This is a genomic window from Pseudomonas akapageensis (assembly GCF_011355085.1).
GTDB classification, from domain to species: Bacteria; Pseudomonadota; Gammaproteobacteria; order Pseudomonadales; family Pseudomonadaceae; genus Aquipseudomonas; species Aquipseudomonas akapageensis.
Genome location: NZ_VXCP01000034.1, coordinates 63636 through 86400, shown reverse-complemented (window position 1 = coordinate 86400; position 22765 = coordinate 63636). Strand labels below are relative to the sequence as shown.

Below are 22765 nucleotides of genomic sequence, written 5' to 3'. Positions count from 1 at the left end.
GTTACTCCATGAAGCCCTGAAGCTTGAGTTCGATCGAACGCGGGTTCTCGCCTTCGGCGATCGAGAGGATGCCTTCGAGCAGCATTTCCCGGTAGCGCGACTGGCGCAGGGCAATGGACTTGAGCTTGTTGGCCACGGGCAACAGCACCAGGTTGGCGCTGGCGACACCGTAAATGGTCGCGACGAATGCCACGGCAATACCGTTACCCAACTGCGAGGGATCGGCCAGATTGCCCATGACGTGGATCAGCCCCATGACCGCGCCGATGATACCGATGGTCGGCGCATAACCGCCCATGCTTTCAAATACCTTGGCCGCTTGCACGTCGCGGCTTTCCTGGGTGTAAAAATCCACTTCCAGGATGCTGCGAATGGCTTCGGGCTCAGCCCCGTCGACCAGCAATTGCAGGCCTTTGCGCGCATAGGCATCAGGTTCACTGTCGGCAATCGACTCCAGCCCCAGCAGGCCTTCCTTGCGTGCGGTCAGGCTCCAGTTGACGACACGATCGACTCCGCCGGCCAGATCGATGCGTGGCGGAAACAGAATCCAGCCCAGGATCTGCAGGGCGCGCTTGAAGGCGCTCATCGGCGACTGCAGCAAGGCCGCGGCCAGGGTTCCGCCGATCACGATCAAGGCCGCCGGTCCGTTGAGCAGTGCCGTCAGATGCCCGCCTTCGAGGTAGTTGCCACCGATGATGGCGACAAACGCCAGGATCAACCCGATCAGGCTTAGTACATCCATCAGATACAAGCCTCGATCAGGTGCTTGCCAATCTCGTCCAGGCCGTAGATCGCGTCGGCCAGGTTGGCCTTGGCGATCGCCATGGGCATGCCATAGATCACGCAGCTGGCCTCATCCTGGGCCCAGACGTGGCTACCGCTCTGCTTGAGCAGGCGAGCGCCCTCGCGACCGTCGGCGCCCATGCCGGTGAGCACCACCGCCAGGACCTTGTCGCCATAGGAGCGGGCCGCCGAGCCGAAGGTGATATCCACGCACGGCTTGTAGTTCAGACGCTCATCACCCGGCAGGATCTTCACCATGCCGCGGCTGTCGACCATCATTTGCTTGCCGCCCGGCGCCAGCAGGGCAAGGCCTGGGCGAAGCACATCGCCATCCTCGGCTTCCTTGACGGTGATGCGGCACAGCTTGTCCAGGCGTTCGGCAAACGCCTTGGTGAAGGCCGCCGGCATGTGCTGGATCAGCAGGATCGGCGCCGGGAAGCTCGCCGGCAGCTGCGTCAACACGCGCTGCAAGGCAACCGGACCACCGGTGGAGGTGCCGATGGCGACCAGTTTGTAAGCCTTGCGCTTGGGCGCAGGCGAGGTAGCCACTGGCGCTGGCGCACGCGACGGCACCACGCGCGCAGGGGCGGCTGTCGGTGCCGCTGCTACGGCCGAGTGCGCCGAAGTCAAACCACTGACGCCAGGCTGCGCAGGCGCAGCCGGCTGCGGCGCAGTGGCAGCGTAACCGCTGAATCGACGGTTGCTGCGGGAGATGCTGTGGACTTTTTCGCACAGCAGTTGCTTGACCTTCTCGGGGTTGCGCGAGATGTCTTCGAAATTCTTCGGCAGGAAATCGACTGCACCGGCGTCCAGCGCGTCGAGCGTGACACGAGCCCCTTCATGGGTCAGCGAGGAAAACATCAGGACCGGCGTCGGGCAGCGTTGCATGATATGCCGCACCGCCGTGATGCCATCCATCATCGGCATCTCGTAGTCCATGGTGATGACGTCCGGCTTGAGCGACATCGCCTGATCGATCGCCTCCCTGCCATTGGTTGCGGTTCCGACGACCTGGATACTCGGATCGGACGAAAGAATCTCCGAGACGCGGCGGCGGAAAAAACCGGAATCATCCACCACCAGGACCTTGACTGCCATAAACACTCCATTAGACGACGCGAGCCTGGCGGCCCGCGTCGCCGGGATCAAATGCGCCGCGAGGCGTATCGCTTGAGCATGCTCGGGACATCGAGAATCAGCGCGATGCGGCCGTCACCGGTGATGGTGGCGCCGGACATGCCCGCGGTCCCCTGCAACATCTTGCCCAACGGCTTGATGACCACTTCTTCCTGGCCCACCAGTTGATCAACGACGAAGCCGATCCGCTGAGTGCCCACCGACAGGATCACCACATGCCCTTCACGCTGCTCTTCGTGCACGGCCGAACTGACCAGCCAGCGCTTGAGGTAGAACAAGGGCAGCGCCTTGTCGCGCACGATCACCACTTCCTGACCGTCGACGACGTTGGTGCGTGACAGGTCGAGGTGGAAAATCTCGTTGACGTTGACCAGCGGGAAGGCGAACGCCTGATTGCCGAGCATCACCATCAGCGTCGGCATGATTGCCAGCGTCAGCGGCACCTTGATGACAATCTTCGAGCCCTGCCCCTTGGCCGAGAAGATGTTGATCGAACCGTTGAGCTGGGCGATCTTGGTCTTGACCACATCCATCCCGACACCGCGGCCGGACACATCGGAAATCTCGGTCTTGGTCGAGAACCCCGGCGCGAAGATCAGGTTGTAGCAGTCCGATTCGCTCAAGCGGTCGGCCGCGTCCTTGTCCATCAGGCCCTTTTCCACGGCCTTGGCGCGCAGTACGTTCGGGTCCATGCCCTTGCCGTCATCGGAGATCGACAGGAGGATATGGTCGCCTTCCTGCTCGGCCGACAACACCACCCGGCCGCCCCGGGACTTGCCCGTCGCTTCGCGTTCTTCCGGCGTCTCGACTCCGTGGTCGCACGCATTGCGCACCAGGTGCACCAGCGGATCGGCCAGGGCCTCGACCAGGTTCTTGTCCAGGTCGGTTTCTTCGCCGACAAGTTCCAGGTTGATTTCTTTCTTCAGTTGCCGCGCAAGGTCGCGCACCAGTCGCGGGAAGCGTCCGAAGACTTTCTTGATCGGCTGCATGCGGGTCTTCATCACCGCGGTCTGCAGGTCGGCAGTGACCACATCGAGGTTCGATACCGCCTTGGACATGGCCTCGTCGCCGCTGTTGAGGCCCAACCGCACCAGGCGGTTACGCACCAGCACCAGCTCACCCACCATGTTCATGATTTCGTCCAGGCGTGCGGTATCGACCCGCACGGTGGTTTCGGCTTCACTGGCGGCAGGCTTGTCCGCAACCGGCGCTGCCTGCCGGGCCGGGGCCTTGGCGGGTACGGCAGGTTCGGGCTTGATCGCCTGGGGCCGCTCCACAATCGCCGCACTCGCCTGCGCTGCAGGCACAGCCGGCGCCTGGGAGAATTTGCCCTTGCCATGCAGCTCATCGAGCAGGGCTTCGAATTCATGCTCGCTGATATGATCGTCGCCCGGTACGACTGTTGCCGACTCGCCGACGGCGATTGCCGGCGCCGCGACGGCCTCTACGCTGAAGGTACCCTTGCCATGCAACTGGTCGAGCAGTGCTTCGAACTCGTCGTCGGTAATTTCGTTGCTGGCTTCGGTATCGGCTTCGGTGCTGGCCGGCGCTGCAGGTTGCTGGCTGGCCTCGGCGCTCAATGCTTCTGGCGCGAACTGGCCCTTACCGTGCAACTGATCGAGCAAGGACTCGAATTCGGCATCGGTGATTTCATCACTGGCAGGCTGCCCGGCAGCACTCGCCTCGGCTTCGGCCTGGACGGCATTGAGCGAGTCGAGCAGCTGTTCGAATTCGTTGTCGGTGATGTCTCCGGCAGCAGGCTCAGCGACATCCTGCGGCGCAGCTGCGACCACGACTGTCTGTTCGGCCTGGGCAGGCTCGGCCAAACGCGCCAGGGCTTCCAGCAGCTCGGGCGTTGCCGCCGTGATCTGAGTGCCCTCGCGCACTTCGCCAAACATGCCGTTGACCGCATCCAGCGCTTCGAGCACCACGTCCATCAACTCGGAATCAACCCGACGCTCGCCTTTGCGCAAGATGTCGAAGACGTTCTCGGCGATATGGCAGCACTCCACCAGCTCATTGAGCTGGAGGAAGCCGGCGCCCCCTTTTACAGTGTGAAAACCGCGAAAAATTGCGTTGAGCAAATCGGCGTCATCCGGGCGGCTTTCAAGCTCGACCAGTTGTTCGGACAATTGCTCAAGAATTTCGCCGGCCTCTACCAGAAAATCCTGAAGGATTTCTTCATCGGCGCCGAAGCTCATTTGGGTGCTCCCTAGAATCCCAGACTGGATAGCAGATCGTCGACATCGTCCTGACCGGACACAACGTCTTCACGCTTATCGGCATGAATCTGCGGACCTTCACCCCGAGTCGGATGTTTTTCTTGATCTTTTTCAGCACGCAGCTGTTCGCGGTCGTGTTCGATGCCGGCAAAGCGGTCTACCTGGCTTGCCATCAACACGAGCTTGAGCAGGTTGCTCTCGACTTCGGTTACCAATTGGGTCACGCGCTTGATCACCTGGCCGGTCAGGTCTTGATAGTCCTGGGCCAGCAGGATGTCCTGCAGGTTCTCGGCAACGGCGCGGGTACCCTGCTCACTGCGCGTCAAAAACCCGTCGACGCGTTGGGCCAGCTCGCGAAACTCCGCGACCGCCACTTCTTTGCGCATGAAGCGCTGCCAGTCGGCGCTGAGGCTTTTGGCCTCATCGCTGAGTTCGTTGAGCACAGGCGTGCTCTTCTCGACCAGATCCATGGTGCGGTTGGCCGCACCCTCGGTCAGCCTGACGACATAGGAAAGGCGCTCGGTGGCGTCCGTGATCTGCGAAACCTCTTCGGCCTGCGGCATGTGCGGGTCGATCTGGAAACTGACGATCGCACTGTGCAGCTCGCGAGTGAGCTTGCCGACTTCCTGATACAGGCCGCGATCACGGGTCTGGTTCAGCTCATGGATCAGTTGCACCGCTTCGCCGAACTTGCCCTTTTCCAGGCTGCTCACCAACTCGGTTGCATGTTTCTTCAGGGTCGACTCGAAGTCTCCCAAAGACGAAATCTTTTGCTCCATAGCGCCCCCGTGACGTCTATCAGCTATTGACGCGCTCGAAGATCTTTTCGATCTTTTCTTTCAGCACTTGTGCCGTGAAAGGCTTGACCACATAGCCGTTCACACCGGCCTGGGCGGCTTCGATGATCTGCTCGCGCTTGGCTTCGGCGGTGACCATCAGCACGGGCAGGTGCTTGAGGCGGTCATCGGCGCGCACGGTGCGCAACAGGTCGATACCGGACATGCCGGGCATGTTCCAGTCGGTGACCAGAAAATCGAAGTTGCCGCTGTGCAGCATCGGCAACGCAGTGACTCCATCATCGGCTTCGGCCGTGTTGGTGAACCCCAGATCGCGCAACAGATTCTTGATGATCCGCCGCATCGTCGAGAAATCGTCAACGATGAGGATTTTCATGTTCTTGTCCAATTCGACCTCCAAGCAGTCTTAAACGCGCCCAGCACCTGGGCACGCATTCAATCAAAACCGGTTATTTACTTCGTGACTGCAGCGCAATGTGCGCATGCGGTTCGCGCTCGGCCCTGAGCACTTCACACAGCCTTCAACGCGCCCGCCATTCCCCCAAACGCCCACGCAGACGCGCGGCGCACTGGCTGTGCAACTGGCTGACACGAGACTCGCTGACGCCTAGAACCTCGCCAATTTCCTTGAGGTTCAGCTCCTCGTCGTAATACAAGGCCAGGACCAGCCGCTCACGCTCCGGCAGGTTGGCGATCGCATCGGCCAGGGCCGCCTGGAACCGCTCATCCTCAAGATCACGCGAAGGCTCAAGCGACGTATTGGCACCGTCTTCATGCAGCCCTTCATGCTCGCCGTCCTGTAGCAGGTCGTCGAAACTGAACAGGCGGCTACCCAATGTATCGTTCAAGATCCCGTAATAATCATCGAGACTCAATTGGAGTTCGGCCGCAACCTCGTGATCTTTAGCGTCACGTCCGGTTTTAGCTTCAATTGCGCGGATTGCGTCACTGACCATCCGGGTGTTGCGGTGCACCGAACGCGGCGCCCAGTCACCCTTGCGGACCTCATCGAGCATCGCCCCGCGGATGCGGATACCGGCGTAGGTCTCGAAGCTGGCACCTTTGCTCGAATCGTACTTGGTCGACACCTCGAGCAAGCCGATCATCCCCGCCTGGATCAAATCCTCGACCTGGACACTGGCCGGCAGCCGCGCCAGCAAGTGGTAGGCAATGCGCTTGACCAGCGGTGCATAGCGCTCGATCAGCTCATACTGCGAATCACGGGAGGCCTTGCTGTACATCCGATAGCCGCTCGCGCTCATGATACTGGGCCCGCATGGGTCTGCTGCACGAGGCGCTCGACAAAGAACTCCAGATGCCCGCGCGGGTTGGCCGGCAACGGCCAGGTATCGACCTTCTGCGCGATCGCCTTGAACGCCAGCGCGCACTTGGAGCGTGGAAAGGCTTCATAGACGGCCCGCTGCTTCTGAACGGCCTTGCGCACGCATTCGTCGTACGGAACCGCACCCACATATTGCAAGGCAACGTCGAGAAAACGATCGGTGACCTTGGTCAACTTGGCGAACAGATTGCGCCCTTCCTGAGGGCTCTGTGCCATGTTGGCCAATACCCGGAAACGGTTCATTCCATAGTCGCGGTTAAGCAGTTTGATCAGGGCATAGGCATCGGTGATCGATGTCGGTTCGTCGCAGACCACCAGCAAGACTTCCTGGGCTGCCCGGACAAAACTGACCACTGACTCGCCGATACCGGCGGCGGTATCGATCACCAGTACGTCGAGATTGTCACCGATGTCGCTGAACGCCTGGATCAACCCGGCGTGCTGGGCCGGCGACAGATGCACCATGCTCTGGGTGCCCGACGCGGCAGGAACGATGCGTACCCCGCCCGGTCCCTGCAACAGGACATCGCGCAGCTCGCAGCGCCCCTCTATGACATCGGCCAGGGTCCGTTTGGGGGTCAGCCCCAGCAGGACATCGACGTTCGCCAGCCCCAGATCGGCGTCCAGCAGCATGACGCGCCGGCCAAGCTCTGCCAGGGCCAGGGACAAGTTCACTGACACATTAGTCTTGCCGACGCCACCTTTGCCGCCGGTCACCGCGATCACCTGTACGGGATGCATGCTGCCCATGTTCGTTCTTTACCTTGTCTTACTTAGACCGAGGCCACATGACTGGCTGCGCTTTCAACACCTTGAAAAATGCCCGGCAGACCATCGATGTAGGTAGATTGCAACGTCTTCATATTCACCTCAGCCAACACGCGTGTTCGGGCTGTGGTAGAGATCAGCGAACATATCGGCCATGGCCTCTTCGCTAGGCTCTTCCTGCATTTGCACACTCACTGCGCGACTGACCAATTGATGCCTGCGCGGCAGATGCAAATCGTCAGGAATGCGCGGTCCATCGGTTAGATAGGCCACTGGCAATTCATGACTGATGGCCAGACTCAACACCTCGCCGAGACTGGCAGTTTCGTCCAGTTTAGTCAGAATGCAACCGGCCAGACCGCAACGCTTGTAACTGTGGTAGGCGGCAGTCAGCACCTGCTTCTGGCTGGTGGTGGCCAGCACCAGGTAATTCCTGGCATTGATGCCACGCCCCGCCAGGCTTTCGAGCTGCATGCGCAAGGCCGGATCACTGGCCTGAAGGCCTGCGGTATCGATCAACACGACGCGCTTGCGCAACAGCGGTTCGAGTGCCTGGACCAGAGACTGGCCAGGATCGACATGGGTGACCGACACATTGAGGATCCTGCCCAGGGTCTTGAGCTGCTCCTGAGCGCCGATCCGAAAACTGTCCATGCTCACCAGTGCCAGGTTCTGCGCGCCGTACTTGAGTACATAGCGCGCCGCGAGCTTGGCCAGGGTAGTGGTTTTACCCATGCCGGCCGGGCCGACCATGGCAATGACCCCGCCCTCTTCGAGCGGCTCGATATCAGGGGTATGGATCATGCGCGCCAAATGCGCCAACAGCATGCGCCAGGCATGGCGCGGCTCGTCGATATCGCAGGTCATATCCAGCAGCTCGCGCGACAAGGGGCCCGACAGCCCGATGCGTTGCAGGCGACGCCAAAGGTTGGCCTGTTGCGGCTTGTGGCCCTGCAACTGGGTCCAGGCCAGCGACCCCAGCTGGACTTCGAGCAATTCGCGCAAACCGCTGAGTTCCGAGCGCATCGAATCGAACAGCCGCTGATCCACAGCAGCCGCCGCAGGCACGGGGGCTGCCGGACGTGGCGGCTCTACAAAATCGGGCTCCATCAATGGCTCGGCGGCAGTCAGCGGTAGCCCGGCGAACAACTGGCGGTTGGTTGCCGCATCGCTGTCTCCACGGGTGGTCAATTCGGCCTGGGCCGAGACAATACGCGACTGGGTCTTGCGCAATTCATCTTCGAGTTCGAGGTTGGGGACACGCGGCGCCAGCGCCGACAGTTTGTAGTCCAGCGCAGCCGTCAGCTCGACACCGCCAGCAATCCGCCGGTTGCCGATGATGGCCGCATCTGCGCCCAGCTCATCACGCACCAGTTTCATGGCTTGACGCATGTCGGCGGCGAAAAAACGCTTAACTTGCATAACCCCCTACCTCAGCCGTTGGGCCCTACTGTCGCAACGATGGTAACTTGCTTGTTATCCGGTATTTCCTGATAGGCCAGAACATGCAGGTTCGGTACTGCCAGGCGGCCAAATCGCGAGAGCATCGCGCGTATCGGTCCGGCGACCAGCAGGATTGCCGGCTGGCCCTGCATTTCCTGACGCTGGGCCGCTTCGATCAGCGAGCGCTGCAACTTCTCGGCCATGCTTGGTTCCAGCAGAACACCTTCTTCTTGACCCTGACCGGCCCGTTGCAAACTATTGAGCAATATTTGTTCCAACCTTGGCTCTAGCGTGATCACAGGTAGCTCGGACTCAAGCCCGACAATGCTTTGCACGATGGCGCGACACAATCCGACGCGCACGGCTGCCACCAACGCGGCAGTATCTTGACTCTTGGCCGCATTGTTGGCGATGGCTTCGGCAATGCTGCGAATGTCGCGCACCGGCACCTGCTCGGCCAGAAGCGCCTGCAGCACCTTGAGCAGGCCGGACAGCGGAAGAATGCCAGGGACGACTTCCTCGGCCAGCTTGGGCGAACTGCGGGCCAACACATTGAGCAGTTGCTGGACTTCTTCGTGGCCGATCAGCTCATGGCAATGCTTGTAGAGGATCTGATTCAAGTGCGTGGCGACCACGGTACTGGCGTCGACCACCGTGTAGCCAAGCGATTGCGCCTGGCTGCGCGAGCTGATCTCGATCCACACCGCCTCCAGCCCGAAGGCCGGGTCCTTGGCGGTGATGCCGCTGAGCGTGCCGTAGACCTGACCCGGGTTGATGGCCAGTTCGCGATCCGGATAGATCTCGGCCTCGGCCAGAATCACCCCCATCAGCGTCAGGCGATAAGCGCTGGGCGCAAGGTCGAGGTTGTCGCGAATATGCACGGTGGGCATGAGGAAACCCAGGTCCTGGGAGAGCTTCTTGCGCACCCCCTTGATCCGCGCCAGCAACTGACCGCCCTGGTTGCGATCGACCAGCGGGATCAAGCGGTAACCGACTTCCAGACCGATCATGTCGATGGGCGTCACGTCGTCCCAACCCAGTTCCTTGGTTTCCAGGGCCCGCTGCGGCGAAGGCAGCAGGTCCTGTTGGCGCTGAACTTCGGCAAGCGCCTGAACCTTGGCCTCGTTCTGTTTGCGCCAGACCAGATAGGCTGCGCCACAGGCCATCAGCGCCAGGCTGATGAAGGAAACATGGGGCATGCCCGGCACCAGCCCCATGACCAGCATCAAACCGCCGGAAACAGCCAGTGCCTTGGGGGATGCGAACATCTGCCGGTTGATCTGCTTGCCCATCTCTTCGGAGCCCGACGCACGGGTCACCATGATCGCGGCAGCTGTCGACAGCAGCAGTGATGGCAATTGCGCCACCAAACCGTCACCGATTGTCAGCAAGGCATAGACCTTGCCCGCATCGGCAAAGCTCATGTGGTGCTGAAAAATACCCACTGCCATGCCGCCGATCAGGTTGATGAACAGGATCAGCAAACCGGCAATGGCATCGCCGCGCACGAACTTGCTGGCACCGTCCATCGAGCCGTAGAACTCGGCCTCCTGGGCCACTTCGGCACGACGGTGCTTGGCCTGGGCCTGATCGATCAGGCCGGCGTTGAGGTCGGCGTCAATCGCCATCTGCTTGCCGGGCATGGCATCGAGGGTGAACCGCGCGCTGACCTCGGAAATACGCCCGGCGCCCTTGGTGACCACCACGAAGTTGATGATCATCAGGATCGCGAACACCACGATACCGACCACATAGTTGCCGCCGATCACCACTTCGCCGAACGCCTGGATCACCTTGCCGGCGGCGGCGTGCCCATCCTGGCCATGGAGCATGACCACCCGCGTCGACGCGACGTTCAAGGCCAGGCGCAGCAGGGTCGCCACCAGCAATATCGTGGGAAACACGGCAAAGTCCAGCGGGCGCAAGGCGTAGACGCAGACCAGCAGCACGACAATGGACAAGGCGATGTTGAAGGTGAAGAACACGTCCAGCAGGAACGCCGGGACTGGCAACATCATCATCGCCAGCATCACCAACAGCAACAGCGGCACACCCAGATTGCCTCGACCGAGGCTGACCAGGTTGCTGCGGGCAGTGTTGATTAATTGAGAGCGATCCACCGGTTTTCCTCGTGAACTCAAGCAAACTTTTGACGCCAGAGGCGTTGCAGCGGCTGCTATTGCAAGAAGCTGTCCAACTCTTGCTTCGGGTTCACAGGAATCTTGGGGTGATTATTCTCGTTCCCACGCTCTGCGTGGGAATGCAGCCTCAGACGCTCCAGCGTCGATGCGCGCGCAGGTGCTCTGGAGAGGCATTCCCACGCAGAGCGTGGGAACGAGAGGGGTATCAGGAATCGCGGCGCAAATCCGGCGGAATCGGCAGATCCTTCAACGGCTCCGGCGGCTTGCCCTTGCCCGCGCGGTACTGGCGAATCTGATACACGTACGCCAACACCTGGGCGACCGCCAGATAAAGCCCCGCAGGAATTTCTTCTTCGAGCTCGGTGGAGTAATAGATCGAGCGCGCCAATGCAGGCGACTCCAGCAACTGGATGTTGTGCTGGGTAGCGATCTCTCGAATCTTCAAGGCAATGAAGTCGCTGCCCTTGGCCAGCAGCACCGGTGCACTGCCCTTCTCGGGATCGTACTTGAGCGCCACGGCGTAGTGCGTCGGGTTGGTGATCACCACATCGGCTTCCGGGATCGCCGCCATCATCCGCCGCTGCGACATCTCGCGCTGCAACTGGCGGATACGCCCTTTCACTTCCGGCCGCCCTTCAGTGTCCTTGTGCTCGTCACGCACCTCCTGCTTGGTCATCAGCAGTTTCTGGTGGCTCTGATACAACTGCAACGGAACATCCACCGCGGCGATCAACAGCAAGCCCAGGGCGATCCACAAGGCGCTCCAGCCAACCAGCTGCACGCTGTGGATAATGCCCTGCTCCAGGGGTTCATGGGCGATAGCCAACAGGTCGTCGCGATCGGACGACAACACCACCAGCGCCACCATCAGGACCACGAAAAACTTCGCCATCGCCTTGAGCAACTCCGTCAAGGCATGGGTCGAAAACATCCGCTTGAGGCCCGACAAGGGGTTCATGCGACTGAACTTCGGCGCCAGCGAGCCCGCGGCGAACAGCCAGCCACCCAATGCAATCGGGCCGACGATCGACGCGATCAGCAACACCAGCAATACCGGCTGCACCGCCAGCAAGGCCATCTTGCCGGAGGCCAGCAGAAACAGCCCCATCGAGCGCTCGTCGATCAGCACTTCACGCGACAATGTGAAGTTAGTGCGCATCAACTCCATCATGGTTTGCGCGAGCCCGCCGCCGAATGCCAGCAACCCGCCGGTACCGGCCAGCATGACCGCCAAAGTGTTGAGCTCCTTGGAGCGCGCGATCTCACCTTTCTCACGGGAGTCTTGCTTGCGCTTCTCCGTGGGGTCTTCTGTTTTATCCTGACCGCTTTCGCTCTCTGCCATGGATCAGCGCGCCCGAGTCAGTTCACGCAGCCACTGCAAGGCTTCGGAAGCCAGCGGCTGATATTGGTTGAGGATGTCCGCCAGGCTGATCCAGAGAATCACCATGCCAAGGGCCAGAATCAGCGGAAAACCGATGGAGAAGATATTGAGTTGCGGTGCCGCCCGCGCCATGACCCCGAATGCGATGTTGACCACCAGCAAGGCCGTGATCGCCGGCAATACCAGCAACAGTGCAGCGCCGAGCACCCAGCCCAGCCGCGTGGCCAGCTCCCAGAAGTGATTGACCAGCAAACCACCGCCGACCGGCAGCGTAGTGAAGCTTTCGGTCAACACCTCGAAGACCACCAGATGGCCGTTCATGGAAAGAAACAGCAAGGTCACCAGCATGGTGAAAAATTGCCCGAGGACCGCCGTATTGACTCCGTTGACCGGGTCGACCATCGACGCGAACGCCATACCCATCTGAATGGCGACAACTTGCCCGGCGATGACGAACGCCTGGAAAAACAGTTGCAGCGAAAACCCGAGCAAGGCCCCGATAATGATTTGCTCTGCCACCAGCATCAATGCACTCAGGTCGAGTGCATGGACTTCGGGCATCGGTGGCAGGCCAGGCACGATGACGACCGTGATCGCCAACGCGAAATACAGCCGCACGCGCCCCGGAACCAGCGTGGTACCAAACACCGGCATGGTCATCAGCACTGCCGTGACACGAAACAGCGGCAGGATGAAACTCGCCACCCAGGCACCGATCTGGCCGTCGGTAAGCTGCAGCGCAGACATGCGTCAGCCGATCAACTGCGGGATACTGCCGTACAGCGACAGTATGTATTCCATGAACATCTGCACCAGCCAGGGCCCCGCCACAATCAGCGATATGAGCATGACCAGCAGACGTGGCAAGAAGCTCAAGGTCTGTTCGTTGATCTGCGTGGCCGCCTGGAACATCGCCACCAGCAGGCCGACCAGCAGGCTCGGCACCACCAGAATCGACACCATAAGGGTGGTCAGCCACAGCGCATCACGGAAAAGATCGACTGCCACTTCAGGCGTCATGGCGCACTCCTCGAAAGATCCAGCACCTATACGCCCCCGAAGCTGCCAGCCAGCGTACCGATGATCAACGCCCAGCCATCGACCAGTACAAAGAGCATGAGCTTGAAAGGAAGGGAAATGATCAGCGGCGACAACATCATCATACCCATGGCCATCAGCACACTGGCCACGACCAGGTCGATGATCAGAAAGGGGATGAAGATCATGAAGCCGATCTGAAAGGCCGTTTTCAATTCCGAGGTGACAAAGGCCGGTACCAGAATGGTCAACGGCGCCTGATCGGGACTGGCGATGTCGGTTCGTTTGGACAGGCGCATGAACAGATCCAGGTCACTCTGACGCGTCTGCGCCAGCATGAAATCCTTGACCGGCACTTCGGCCTTGGCGATCGCATCCTGGGCACTGAGCTTTTCACTGAGGTACGGCTGCAAGGCATCGTGATTCACCCGATCGAACACCGGCGCCATGATGAACATGGTCAGAAACAGGGCCATGCCGGTCAGGATCTGGTTCGACGGCGTCTGCTGCAGGCCCAGGGCCTGACGCAGAATGGAAAAGACGATGATTATCCGGGTGAAGCTGGTCATCAGCATGACGAACGCCGGAATGAAACTCAGCGCCGTCATGATCAGCAGGATCTGCAGGCTGACCGAATACTCCTGCTGCCCGTTGGCACCGCTGGACAAGGTGATCGCCGGGATCGACAGCGGATCGGCAGCCAGCGCCAGGGGCGCTGCCAGCACCAACAGCAGCGTCATCAAAATGCGCAGCGCGCCCATTACTTCTTATCCTTCTGATCCTTGCCCAGCAGCTCCATCAGGCGCTGGGCGAACTCGGGCGTGGCCTGCTGCGCGGCAGCCGGCACTTCGACCGGCTGCGCCATGACATGCAAAGGTGTAATGCGCCCAGGCGTGAGCCCGAGCAGGATCTGTTCGTTGCCGACCTGAACCAGCACCAGGCGTTCACGAGGCCCCAGCACCTTCGCCCCGACCAGCTCGATGACTTGCCCGCCACGCGGCGTCGCGCGCTGGACCCTGCGCAGCAGCCAGGCCAGAAAGAAGATCAGCCCCAGCACCAACAGCAAGCCCAGCACCATCTGCGTCAACTGCGAAGCCATGCTTGCGTTGGTCGCCGCCGCCGGCTGCTCCGCCAGCGCAGACAACGGCAACAACAGCAGTATCGCGAGTAATCTGCTCACTCAACGCAGCTTCTTGATACGTTCGCTCGGGCTGATCACGTCAGTCAGGCGAATGCCGAACTTTTCGTTGACCACCACCACTTCGCCATGGGCGATCAGCGTGCCATTGACCAGGACGTCCAGCGGCTCGCCGGCCAGTCGATCGAGCTCGATCACCGAGCCCTGGTTGAGCTGCAGCAAATTGCGAATGTTGATATCGGTGCTGCCCACTTCCATGGAGATGGTCACCGGAATATCCAGGATCACGTCCAGGTTCGGGCCATCGAGGGTCACCGCCTCGTTGCTGCGCGGCGAGCTTGCGAATTCTTCCATCGGCAGCCGATTGGAAGACGGCAGATCGGCTGCCAGCAAGGCATCGATATCGGCTTGTCCAGCGTCGCCGCTCTCGCTCAGGGCGGCTGCCCATTCATCGGCCAGAGCCTGGTCTTCGGCAGCGTTGTTTTCGTATTCGTTTGCCATCAGATGTCCTCGACGGGCAGAAAAACAGGTTAAAAGCCTTCACGCCGATCAGCGGCGCTCGATCGGCTCGACTATTTGCAGGGCCAGGTTGCCCTTGTGGGAACCCAGCTTGGCCTTGAACGACGCCACGCCATTGGCACGCATGACCAGTTCGTCCGGCAGCTCCACCGGAATCACATCGCCAGGCTGCATGTGCAGGATGTCGCGCAGCTTCAATTGACGGCGCGCGACCGTGGCATTCATCGGCACGCTGACGTCCAGCAAGTCCTCGCGCAGGGCCTTGCTCCAGCGCTCGTCCTGGTCGTCCAGGTCAGACTGAAAGCCTGCGTCGAGCATTTCGCGCACCGGCTCGATCATCGAGTAAGGCATGGTCACGTGCAGGTCGCCGCCACCGCCGTCGAGTTCGATATGGAAAGTCGACACCACCACCGCTTCGCTCGGGCCGACAATGTTGGCCATGGCCGGGTTCACCTCCGAGTTGATGTACTCGAAGTTGACCGGCATGATCGCGTGCCAGGCTTCCTTGAGGTCGATGAAGGCCTGGTCCAGCACCATGCGCACCACCCGCAACTCGGTAGGGGTGAACTCTCGCCCCTCGATCTTGGCGTGGCGACCGTCGCCGCCGAAAAAGTTGTCTACCAGCTTGAACACCAGCTTGGCGTCGAGGATGAACAGCGCCGTACCGCGCAGCGGCTTGATCTTGACCAGGTTCAGGCTGGTCGGCACGTACAGCGAATGCACATACTCGCCGAACTTCATCACTTGCACGCCACCCACGGCCACGTCGGCCGAACGCCGCAACATGTTGAACATGCTGATGCGGGTATAGCGTGCAAACCGCTCGTTGATCATTTCCAGGGTCGGCATGCGTCCGCGGACGATGCGATCCTGGCTGGTCAGGTCGTAGCTTTTGACGCTGCCGGGATCGACAGCGCTCTCGGTCTGGACAAGCCCATCGTCGACACCGTGCAAGAGGGCATCGATTTCATCCTGGGACAGCAGGTCCTGCACGGCCATGTCGTGTTCCTACTGCAATACGAAATTGGTGAAGAGCAACTGATCGATGACCACTTTGCCCAGTTCTTTCTGCGCCACTTCCTGCACGCTGGCGGTTGCTCTCTGTCGCAGCATTTCCTGACCGACCGGCGTGGCCAGGCTGTCGAAACTCTGGGCAGAGAACAGCATCACGAGGTTGTTGCGAATCAGCGGCATGTGCACTTTCAAGGCGTCCAGATCCGCCTGGTTACGACCCTGCAGGGTAATGCTGACCTGCATGTAACGTGGGCGACCGTTCTGGTTGTAATTAGCCACGAAGGCTGGTTTCAGCTGCTCGTAGACGGCCGTAGCCTTGACATGACTCGTCATCTCGGGGGCTGCCGCCGGCTTGCTGGCTGACTTTTGCAGGAAGAACCAGGTCGCGCCCACCGACAGGCCAACGGCCAGCAACAGCGCCAACACCGCCAGAAGTATCAGCTTGATTTTGCCTTTGCCAGCGGGGTCTTTCGCTACGTCGCTCTTTGCCATGCCAATAATCCGTCGCTATTCGAGTGTTCATAGTCGTACGGATGGGATGGAGCAAGTGTTATGCCAGAATGATGGGGACTGACTTGAAGTATGCGGCGCGGCCATCGCTGGCAATACAAAACGCCCGGATCAGGCGTAGTAGTCGACCACACTGGAGCCCAGCACCACGCTCGGCGTGACAGCTTCAGCCACAGCACCAACACTGTCGACAGACTCGCTACCGTTATCGGAACGCCGCGAAGAAGAAGGCGCATTGCCGCGCTGCGCCTCACGCCCCTGGTCCTGCCCCCGCGATTGATCGGACACGCTGACATTCAACTGTCCCAACCCCTGCTCGGCGAACATGTCCTTGAGCCGATGGACTTGCCCTTCGAGCGCTTCGCGAACGCCGGCATGACCACTGCTGAAGGCGACCTGGGCCTGTTGATCCGGTGCCAGGTTGACGCGAATGTCCAGGCGCCCGAGCTCGGCCGGCTCCAGTTTAATCTCGGCCGACTTCAGGTTCTGACTGGACAGGTACATGACCCGATTGACCAGGCCTTCGGTCCAACCGCTCTGGTGCATGGCCAGCGGTTGGTTCAAGGGCGCGGCCAGGGGCACGGCATTGGCGGTTTTCGGGGTAGCGGCCTGGGTCAGCGTAGCGAGCCGTTCGGCAAAGTTATCGACCCGGGTATCGCTGGCCGCGCTCTTGAGGTCCTTGAGGCCGTCATCGAGCAGGCCGTTGAAGGCTTTGTCGCCCGGCTCACCGTCGGTACTGTCACTGGCCTGCTTGTCGAGCAGGGCAGCCGCCAAGCCATTGACACTGCCCTGCCCCGGCAATGCCTCAGGCTGATCCGTCGTCGCCGTCGCGTTCGATGCTGCCGCGTGGGCCGAGGTCTTGCCCTGGGCCTGGGCATTCTGTTCCAGAGCCAGACGCACCGCCGGCAAGTCCGCCAACGGGTCGGTGGAGGGATCGAACGGCGGCACAAGCTCGGCCTGAGCCTGATCGGCAGCGGCCGCTGGTGCGGGCAAGGCCGTTGGCGCCACTGTTGCCGCCTGGAGCAATTGAGCGTCGATCAGGGCACTGACAGTACCGACGTCCGCCACCGCAAGCGGACTGGCGTCAGCCGGGACTTCGGTCGCCTGCTCCGGCGGATCGACCGGCAAGGTTTTGCCGTCAACGGCAAGGCTTGCATCCTCGGCGGCAACGGCGTCCTCGCCAGCCCCCTGGCGTTCATCGTCGGCAACCTTGTCGTCGGGCGCATCCTTGGTCTGGACGGCCTGCTTGCTCGAGGCTTGCTGCGCATAGACCTGTGCAAAGCCAGTTGCCTTGTCCGCGCCCGCATCCGTGGCTTTATCAGGCTTGGCGGCGTTGGCCGACTGGATTTTGGCCACAGAAAGGGACTGCAACAATGGATTTGAAGCAAGAGGCATGAACGGTCTACTCCGTACGCGGATCGTGGCACAGCTGCAGGAAATGGAGCAAAAATCAGGCCAGGCAGGAATGGCGCGTCCTCAGCGCACTGGCGCGAGCGGGAATCGCTGGCGCTCTTCACCGTACAAGCGGCGCACGGTCATGAATTCCTGTTCGATTCTATCGACCAGCTCTTCGAGGCCGCTCAAGGGTATTTGCTGCGCGCGCTCTTCCAGCTGCCGACACAGGTCGGCCAGTTCCAGGGCCCCCATATTGCTGCTGCTGCCCTTGAGCGTATGGGCAGCTTCGCCAAGCGCCTGGGCGGTCCGGGCTTCGTGCAGCCGGCTCAGTAGCTTTTGCGAATCGTCGAGAAAGGTATCCAGTAACAATGGGTACTGATCTTCCATGATGTACTGCAAACCACTGAGCACATCGTAATCGAGATGCTTCACTTGCTCACTCCTTGATCAAGTCAGAATTATGCCAGAGCCTCCCAGGCAAACTCTACGCGCGCAACGCGCCCGTCGTCGGCCCAATCGGCGCTGCGGGTCAATTGCCGAACCAGGTTCAACCCGCGTCCGGACAACCGTCGTTCCGTTAACGGCAGTGCCAGGACCTGCTCCACATCGAAGCCCGTGCCGCTGTCCTGGACTTCGATCAATAACCGCCCACCCTGCACGCCCGGCTCTATGCGCAGATGCAGGCGCACGTACCCCTCTTGCAGGCGCTCCAGACGATCGTTGCGCTCCTGATAATAGCGGGCAAATCCGGCGACATCCCGCTTGAGGGTGGAATCGAGCCCCAATACCCCATGTTCGAGCGCATTGGAGTACAACTCGTTCAGCACACTGTATATCGCTGCGCTTTGGGCGCGCAGGCCATGGATCTCCTGCAACAGTTGCAGCAGGTAAGGCAGCGGATTGAAACGCTTGAGCGTATCTGCGCGAAATTCGAAACTCACCGACCAGTCCAGGGGGCTCGATTCTCCGCTGTCGGAATAGACCAGCGGGGGTGGCACAAGACGGTCGGGGGCAACCATGGTGATGTCGACCATACTGACATCGTCACGGGATTTGCCGCCGAATCTGGCCACCGCCTGCAAAATATCTTCGAATAAGTGTTCCGGCGCCTGATTGGCGGCAAATACTTGCTGCAAACGCTGGGCACCAAACGACCGCCCGGTCGCATCCTGGGTATCGATCACCCCATCGGACAGCAGAAAAACCCTGTCGCCCAACGCCAGCGGCAACACCTCGGTACTGACATCGAACCGCTCGGGCGACAGGATACCCAGTGGCAAATGCCGCGAAACCAACGGCACTCGCTGCCCCGTGGCAACGCGATGCAGATAGCCTTCCGGCATCCCCCCATTCCAGACTTCGACCAGCCGCCGCTGAAAACTCAAGGCCAGCAAAGTCGCACAGCAGAACATGTCCACCGGCAGGATCCGTTTTAGTTTTGCGTTCATTTCCCGCAGGGTTTCGGCCATGCCATAACCCTTGGCCGTCATGCCATAAAAGACTTCCGCCAGGGGCATGGCCCCCACCGCCGCGGGCAACCCGTGCCCGGTGAAGTCTCCCAGCAGGACCCGCATGTCGCCCGCAGGCGTGAACGCCGCCAGCAGCAGATCGCCGTTGAACAGCGCATAGGGCGATTGCAGGTAGCGGATATTCGGCGAGTTCAGGCAACCGGCGTGTGCCACCTGGTCGAACACCGCCTTGGCCACATGCTGCTCGCGGCGCAGGTGCTCATGGTGGCGAGCAAGCTGGTCACGCTGCTCCAGTACTGTGGCCTGCAACCGCCGCAAGCGATTCATGGCCTTGATTTTCGCAGCGAGGATGAGCTGGTTGTAAGGCTTGGCCAGGACATCATCGCCGCCCGCCTCCAGACAACGGACCAGCGCCTGTTCCTCGCTCATCGACGTGAGAAAGATGATCGGCACCAGGGTTTCGCCAGCCAGCGCCTTGATCCGCTGTGCAGCCTCGAAACCATCCATCACCGGCATCATCGCGTCCAGCAAGACCAGGTGGGGGCGCTGCCGGGAAAATACCTCGACGGCTTCTGCGCCGTTCTCGGCAGTCAGGACCGCATGGCCCTGGCGCCTGACAATACTCGAGAGCAACATGCGCTCGGCAGCGTTATCTTCGGCAATCAGTACCGTCAGTATCTCGAGGGTCGGCATGGGCGGATCAACTGATATCGAACAGTTGATCGAAATTGGAAATGGCGAGGATCTTGCGCACGTCCGAACTGGAGTTGATCACGCGTATGTCGGCATTTTCTCCACCGGCATGGTCGCGCATCAGCAGCAGCATCCCCAGCGCCGAGCTGTCGATATAGGTCGTTTCTTTCAAATCGATGGTGATCGACTCGGGCTTTTGCCCAGGCCGTTCATAGGCGCTGCGAAACTCCTGATGCTTGCCGAAATCGAATCGCCCCTTGATTGCGATGGTCAATCTCCCGTCTGGGGAGACATCCGTCACTACGGCCATGGCTTGAGCTCCTTGGAGTTGGCAGTTCCATACAGTGGAAGGTTTAGCACCCTGTTGCAGCCCCGGCAACTCGCCCCGGCCGATACCCGTTCAGAAGCGGTCATGCCGGGGCAGGCGCTGGGACAATTCATCGAGCAGCTTCTGTTCACGTTTGTCCTCGATCTGCCGCGCCTCATCGATGTAACGCTGGACCAGCTTGCGCAATCCTTCGACCCGGGCATAGGCCTGCTGCCAGGTGCCCCGGGCATTGTTCAGGTTGTTCTGATGCCAGCTCAGGCTTTGCTTTTGCTGGGTTACGGCGGTTTCGAGCTGGTTGAGAAAGCGCTGATAGTTCATCAGCCACAGCCCGGAGACGCCCTTGCTGCCGTGGGTGATCCATTGCTGTTGGTAATCGGCGCGAAAGCGATCCAGTTCGGCCAGCTTGGTTTCAGCCAGGTTGACCTGCCCCTGGAAATGGCCAAGGCGCTGAGCGGCCTTGCGCTCGGCGTCTTCGGCAATTTCGACGACAGGCGCCAACCGCGCCGCACGGCTCTGAGCCATGGCCTGTTACCCCGACGCCTTCGGCGTGAAAATCGACGCCAGTTGCTCGCCGCTTTGCTGCAGGCTCTCGTTATCGTGCAGCCCCTGACGCAGGAACTGCACAAGCGATGACTGCAACGAAATGGCCAGGTCGGTTTCCCGGTCGCCACCGGCCACATAGGCGCCGACGCTGATCAGGTCACGGCTCTGCTGCAGTCGCGACCAGAGTTGCTTGAAGTGCTGGGCACGGCCCATGTGCTCGGGACTGACAACCTGGGGCATGACCCGACTGATCGAGGCTTCGATGTCGATGGCCGGATAATGCCCCTCTTCAGCCAGACGGCGCGACAGCACGATATGCCCATCGAGCACGCCCCGTGCCGAGTCGGCTATCGGGTCCTGCTGGTCATCGCCCTCGGACAGCACGGTATAGAACGCGGTGATCGAACCGCCGCCCGCTTCAGCGTTACCCGCCCGCTCCACCAGCTTGGGCAGCTTGGCGAAGACCGAAGGCGGGTAACCCTTGGTCGCCGGCGGCTCGCCGATGGCCAGGGCGATCTCGCGCTGGGCCTGGGCGAAACGGGTGAGCGAGTCCATCAGCAACAGAACATTCTTGCCCTTGTCGCGAAAATATTCGGCGATGCGCGTGCAGTACATGGCAGCGCGCAGCCGCATCAGCGGCGCATCGTCGGCAGGCGAAGCCACCACCACCGAACGCTTCAGGCCTTCCTCGCCCAGAATGTGCTCGATGAATTCCTTGACCTCCCGCCCCCGTTCGCCGATCAGCCCGACCACGATGATGTCGGCCTCGGTAAAGCGGGTCATCATCCCGAGCAGCACGCTCTTGCCCACGCCGGTGCCGGCGAACAGGCCCAGACGCTGGCCACGACCCACCGTCAACAAACCGTTGATGCTGCGAATGCCCACGTCCAGCGGAACGCTGATCGGGTCGCGCTTGAGCGGGTTGATGGTCGGGCCGTCCATGGGCACCCAGTCCTCGGCCTTCATGCCGCCCTTGCCATCCAGCGCCCTGCCGGCGCCGTCGAGCACACGCCCAAGCATACTCATGCCCATCGGCAGGCGACCGGTGTCGGCCAGCGGCACCACACGCGCCCCCGGCGCAATCCCGGCGACGCTGCCCACCGGCATGAGGAACACCTTGCCCCCGGAAAACCCCATGACTTCCGCCTCGACCTGCACGGGATGGTAACTGTCGTCGTTGATCACCAGGCAGCGGCTGCCCATGGCCGCGCGGAGGCCTTCAGCCTCCAGCGTCAGGCCAACCATACGCAAAAGGCGCCCTTCGACCACCGGCTGACCGGGCAAGTCGACTGCGTCGGCGTAGGTATCCAGGCGCTTGCCGAAACTGGTTCGGTCAAGGCGCATCGGTAGCGTCCAGGTCGATGCTCATGTCTGCGGGTGCGGGGTGCAGGCTCTGGTCATGCAGTTGATCGAACAATTGCGCCAGGGCCTGCTCGATGCGGGTTTCGATCGTTGCGTCGATGCGGCTGTGCTCGGTTTCGATGCGGCAACCGCCAGGCTGCAACGCCTCGTCTTCGAGCAGGCGCCAGCTTTCTTCGTGGCGCTCGCGCAGCGCCTTGACCAGTTCGAAATCTTGCGGATTGACGTGAATGCGGATGTTGTCGGCGCCCATGGGCAGCAGCTTCAGGGCCTCGCGCAGCACATGGACAATCTGGCTGGAGTCGGTGCGCAACTCGCGCTGGATCACCTGCCGGGTGATATGTCCGACCAGATTGATCAGCGACTGCTCGATCTGGGTGTCTTGTTCGGCAATGGGTTCGAGCAGATTGCCCATCAACCTTTCGAGGCTGGCGAGCTTGGCCGCGAGCGCCACTTCAGCCTCTTGCCGGACCTTGAGCTGTGTACTGTGAAAACCTTCTTTTTCGCCCGTGGAAAAGCCCTCGTTCCAGGCTTCCTGACGAATGCTCTCGAGCTCCTCGAGGGTCAGCGGCTGGACCTCCTCAAGGGGAACTTCCTCGATCTCTTCTTCGATTTCCGGCTCAGGTTCGGGCTCAGGCTCTGGCTGCTGCGGATCGAAACTGGGCAATGACCAGACATCAAAAGCCTCGACATCCCTGGCGCGAATCAGCTCACTCAAATGCTCGTTGGTCGACATGATTGCACG

Annotated in this window: 24 protein-coding genes; all 24 read right to left on the bottom strand. The window is 61.0% G+C overall.

The window, feature by feature from the left end:
• Position 1: 1 nt before the first annotated feature.
• Positions 2–742, bottom strand: a complete 741-nt coding sequence (locus tag F2S13_RS20430) for a flagellar motor protein (protein ID WP_166364140.1) — start codon at positions 740–742, stop codon at positions 2–4.
• A complete protein-coding gene (locus tag F2S13_RS20425; RefSeq protein ID WP_166364138.1) occupies positions 742–1881 on the bottom strand; it encodes a protein-glutamate methylesterase/protein-glutamine glutaminase in 1140 nt (379 codons plus the stop codon). Before F2S13_RS20425 ends, F2S13_RS20430 begins: the two co-directional genes overlap by 1 nt.
• A gap of 47 nt (positions 1882–1928) precedes the next feature.
• Complete coding sequence (locus F2S13_RS20420) at positions 1929–4121, bottom strand: chemotaxis protein CheA (protein WP_166364136.1); 2193 nt, start codon at positions 4119–4121, stop codon at positions 1929–1931.
• 11 nt (positions 4122–4132) lie between these two features.
• Positions 4133–4921: a protein phosphatase CheZ gene (locus F2S13_RS20415; protein WP_166364134.1), complete on the bottom strand. Its 789-nt coding sequence runs from the start codon at positions 4919–4921 to the stop codon at positions 4133–4135.
• 19 nt (positions 4922–4940) lie between these two features.
• Positions 4941–5315 carry a chemotaxis response regulator CheY gene (locus F2S13_RS20410; RefSeq protein ID WP_178119032.1) on the bottom strand — a complete coding sequence of 125 codons (375 nt, stop codon included), beginning with the start codon at positions 5313–5315 and terminating at the stop codon, positions 4941–4943.
• 145 nt (positions 5316–5460) lie between these two features.
• Positions 5461–6204, bottom strand: coding sequence for an RNA polymerase sigma factor FliA (gene fliA / locus F2S13_RS20405; protein ID WP_343047558.1), 744 nt, complete (start codon positions 6202–6204; stop codon positions 5461–5463).
• Positions 6198–7031: a flagellar synthesis regulator FleN gene (fleN, locus tag F2S13_RS20400; RefSeq protein WP_166364128.1), complete on the bottom strand. Its 834-nt coding sequence runs from the start codon at positions 7029–7031 to the stop codon at positions 6198–6200. The genes fliA and fleN overlap by 7 nt, the downstream gene beginning before the upstream one ends.
• 120 nt (positions 7032–7151) lie before the next feature.
• Positions 7152–8471, bottom strand: coding sequence for a flagellar biosynthesis GTPase FlhF (gene flhF, locus F2S13_RS20395; protein WP_166364126.1), 1320 nt, complete (start codon positions 8469–8471; stop codon positions 7152–7154).
• Between the two features lie 11 nt (positions 8472–8482).
• The gene (gene flhA / locus F2S13_RS20390) at positions 8483–10612 is read right to left on the bottom strand and encodes a flagellar biosynthesis protein FlhA (protein WP_166364124.1); all 2130 of its coding nucleotides are present in this window, start codon (positions 10610–10612) and stop codon (positions 8483–8485) included.
• Positions 10613–10838: 226 nt separating this feature from the next.
• Positions 10839–11975, bottom strand: coding sequence for a flagellar biosynthesis protein FlhB (gene flhB / locus F2S13_RS20385; protein ID WP_166364122.1), 1137 nt, complete (start codon positions 11973–11975; stop codon positions 10839–10841).
• 3 nt (positions 11976–11978) lie between these two features.
• Positions 11979–12761, bottom strand: coding sequence for a flagellar biosynthetic protein FliR (gene fliR, locus F2S13_RS20380; RefSeq protein ID WP_166364120.1), 783 nt, complete (start codon positions 12759–12761; stop codon positions 11979–11981).
• Positions 12762–12764: 3 nt separating this feature from the next.
• The gene (locus F2S13_RS20375; protein ID WP_166364118.1) at positions 12765–13034 is read right to left on the bottom strand and encodes a flagellar biosynthetic protein FliQ; all 270 of its coding nucleotides are present in this window, start codon (positions 13032–13034) and stop codon (positions 12765–12767) included.
• Positions 13035–13060: 26 nt separating this feature from the next.
• The gene (gene fliP / locus F2S13_RS20370) at positions 13061–13813 is read right to left on the bottom strand and encodes a flagellar type III secretion system pore protein FliP (protein ID WP_166364116.1); all 753 of its coding nucleotides are present in this window, start codon (positions 13811–13813) and stop codon (positions 13061–13063) included.
• The gene (fliO, locus tag F2S13_RS20365; RefSeq protein WP_166364114.1) at positions 13813–14232 is read right to left on the bottom strand and encodes a flagellar biosynthetic protein FliO; all 420 of its coding nucleotides are present in this window, start codon (positions 14230–14232) and stop codon (positions 13813–13815) included. Before fliO ends, fliP begins: the two co-directional genes overlap by 1 nt.
• Positions 14233–14691 (bottom strand): flagellar motor switch protein FliN, encoded by a 459-nt coding sequence (gene fliN / locus F2S13_RS20360; RefSeq protein ID WP_166364112.1) that lies wholly within the window; start codon positions 14689–14691, stop codon positions 14233–14235. It lies immediately after the preceding gene.
• Between the two features lie 48 nt (positions 14692–14739).
• Positions 14740–15708, bottom strand: a complete 969-nt coding sequence (gene fliM / locus F2S13_RS20355) for a flagellar motor switch protein FliM (protein ID WP_166364110.1) — start codon at positions 15706–15708, stop codon at positions 14740–14742.
• A 9-nt stretch (positions 15709–15717) separates the two neighbouring features.
• On the bottom strand, positions 15718–16215 hold the full coding sequence (fliL, locus tag F2S13_RS20350) for a flagellar basal body-associated protein FliL (protein WP_166364108.1): 498 nt from the start codon (positions 16213–16215) through the stop codon (positions 15718–15720).
• Positions 16216–16344: 129 nt separating this feature from the next.
• Entirely contained in the window at positions 16345–17628 is a 1284-nt protein-coding gene (locus F2S13_RS20345; protein WP_166364106.1) for a flagellar hook-length control protein FliK, read from the bottom strand.
• An 81-nt stretch (positions 17629–17709) separates the two neighbouring features.
• Positions 17710–18015, bottom strand: coding sequence for an Hpt domain-containing protein (locus F2S13_RS20340; protein WP_166364250.1), 306 nt, complete (start codon positions 18013–18015; stop codon positions 17710–17712).
• A 71-nt stretch (positions 18016–18086) separates the two neighbouring features.
• Positions 18087–19790, bottom strand: coding sequence for an ATP-binding SpoIIE family protein phosphatase (locus F2S13_RS20335; protein WP_166364104.1), 1704 nt, complete (start codon positions 19788–19790; stop codon positions 18087–18089).
• A gap of 7 nt (positions 19791–19797) precedes the next feature.
• On the bottom strand, positions 19798–20100 hold the full coding sequence (locus tag F2S13_RS20330; RefSeq protein WP_166364102.1) for an STAS domain-containing protein: 303 nt from the start codon (positions 20098–20100) through the stop codon (positions 19798–19800).
• A gap of 90 nt (positions 20101–20190) precedes the next feature.
• Entirely contained in the window at positions 20191–20640 is a 450-nt protein-coding gene (gene fliJ, locus F2S13_RS20325) for a flagellar export protein FliJ (protein ID WP_166364100.1), read from the bottom strand.
• A gap of 6 nt (positions 20641–20646) precedes the next feature.
• Complete coding sequence (gene fliI, locus F2S13_RS20320; RefSeq protein WP_166364098.1) at positions 20647–22005, bottom strand: flagellar protein export ATPase FliI; 1359 nt, start codon at positions 22003–22005, stop codon at positions 20647–20649.
• Positions 21995–22756 (bottom strand): flagellar assembly protein FliH, encoded by a 762-nt coding sequence (fliH, locus tag F2S13_RS20315; protein WP_166364096.1) that lies wholly within the window; start codon positions 22754–22756, stop codon positions 21995–21997. The genes fliI and fliH overlap by 11 nt, the downstream gene beginning before the upstream one ends.
• Positions 22757–22765: the final 9 nt, after the last annotated feature.

Excerpts from the sequence above, each read along its gene's own strand:
- flhF (WP_166364126.1), bottom strand. The coding sequence starts at position 8,471 with ATGCAAGTTAAGCGTTTTTTCGCCGCCGACATGCGTCAAGCCATGAAA.
- F2S13_RS20420 (WP_166364136.1), bottom strand. The coding sequence starts at position 4,121 with ATGAGCTTCGGCGCCGATGAAGAAATCCTTCAGGATTTTCTGGTAGAG.
- flhB (WP_166364122.1), bottom strand. The coding sequence starts at position 11,975 with ATGGCAGAGAGCGAAAGCGGTCAGGATAAAACAGAAGACCCCACGGAG.
- fliM (WP_166364110.1), bottom strand. The coding sequence starts at position 15,708 with ATGGCCGTGCAGGACCTGCTGTCCCAGGATGAAATCGATGCCCTCTTG.
- F2S13_RS20375 (WP_166364118.1), bottom strand. The coding sequence starts at position 13,034 with ATGACGCCTGAAGTGGCAGTCGATCTTTTCCGTGATGCGCTGTGGCTG.
- fliP (WP_166364116.1), bottom strand. The coding sequence starts at position 13,813 with ATGGGCGCGCTGCGCATTTTGATGACGCTGCTGTTGGTGCTGGCAGCG.
- F2S13_RS20430 (WP_166364140.1), bottom strand. The coding sequence starts at position 742 with ATGGATGTACTAAGCCTGATCGGGTTGATCCTGGCGTTTGTCGCCATC.
- F2S13_RS20415 (WP_166364134.1), bottom strand. The coding sequence starts at position 4,921 with ATGGAGCAAAAGATTTCGTCTTTGGGAGACTTCGAGTCGACCCTGAAG.
- F2S13_RS20335 (WP_166364104.1), bottom strand. The coding sequence starts at position 19,790 with ATGCCGACCCTCGAGATACTGACGGTACTGATTGCCGAAGATAACGCT.
- F2S13_RS20410 (WP_178119032.1), bottom strand. The coding sequence starts at position 5,315 with ATGAAAATCCTCATCGTTGACGATTTCTCGACGATGCGGCGGATCATC.
- F2S13_RS20345 (WP_166364106.1), bottom strand. The coding sequence starts at position 17,628 with ATGCCTCTTGCTTCAAATCCATTGTTGCAGTCCCTTTCTGTGGCCAAA.
- F2S13_RS20330 (WP_166364102.1), bottom strand. The coding sequence starts at position 20,100 with ATGGCCGTAGTGACGGATGTCTCCCCAGACGGGAGATTGACCATCGCA.
- fliI (WP_166364098.1), bottom strand. The coding sequence starts at position 22,005 with ATGCGCCTTGACCGAACCAGTTTCGGCAAGCGCCTGGATACCTACGCC.
- fliH (WP_166364096.1), bottom strand. The coding sequence starts at position 22,756 with ATGTCGACCAACGAGCATTTGAGTGAGCTGATTCGCGCCAGGGATGTC.
- fliR (WP_166364120.1), bottom strand. The coding sequence starts at position 12,761 with ATGTCTGCGCTGCAGCTTACCGACGGCCAGATCGGTGCCTGGGTGGCG.
- fleN (WP_166364128.1), bottom strand. The coding sequence starts at position 7,031 with ATGGGCAGCATGCATCCCGTACAGGTGATCGCGGTGACCGGCGGCAAA.
- fliN (WP_166364112.1), bottom strand. The coding sequence starts at position 14,691 with ATGGCAAACGAATACGAAAACAACGCTGCCGAAGACCAGGCTCTGGCC.
- F2S13_RS20340 (WP_166364250.1), bottom strand. The coding sequence starts at position 18,015 with ATGGAAGATCAGTACCCATTGTTACTGGATACCTTTCTCGACGATTCG.
- fliL (WP_166364108.1), bottom strand. The coding sequence starts at position 16,215 with ATGGCAAAGAGCGACGTAGCGAAAGACCCCGCTGGCAAAGGCAAAATC.
- F2S13_RS20425 (WP_166364138.1), bottom strand. The coding sequence starts at position 1,881 with ATGGCAGTCAAGGTCCTGGTGGTGGATGATTCCGGTTTTTTCCGCCGC.
- fliJ (WP_166364100.1), bottom strand. The coding sequence starts at position 20,640 with ATGGCTCAGAGCCGTGCGGCGCGGTTGGCGCCTGTCGTCGAAATTGCC.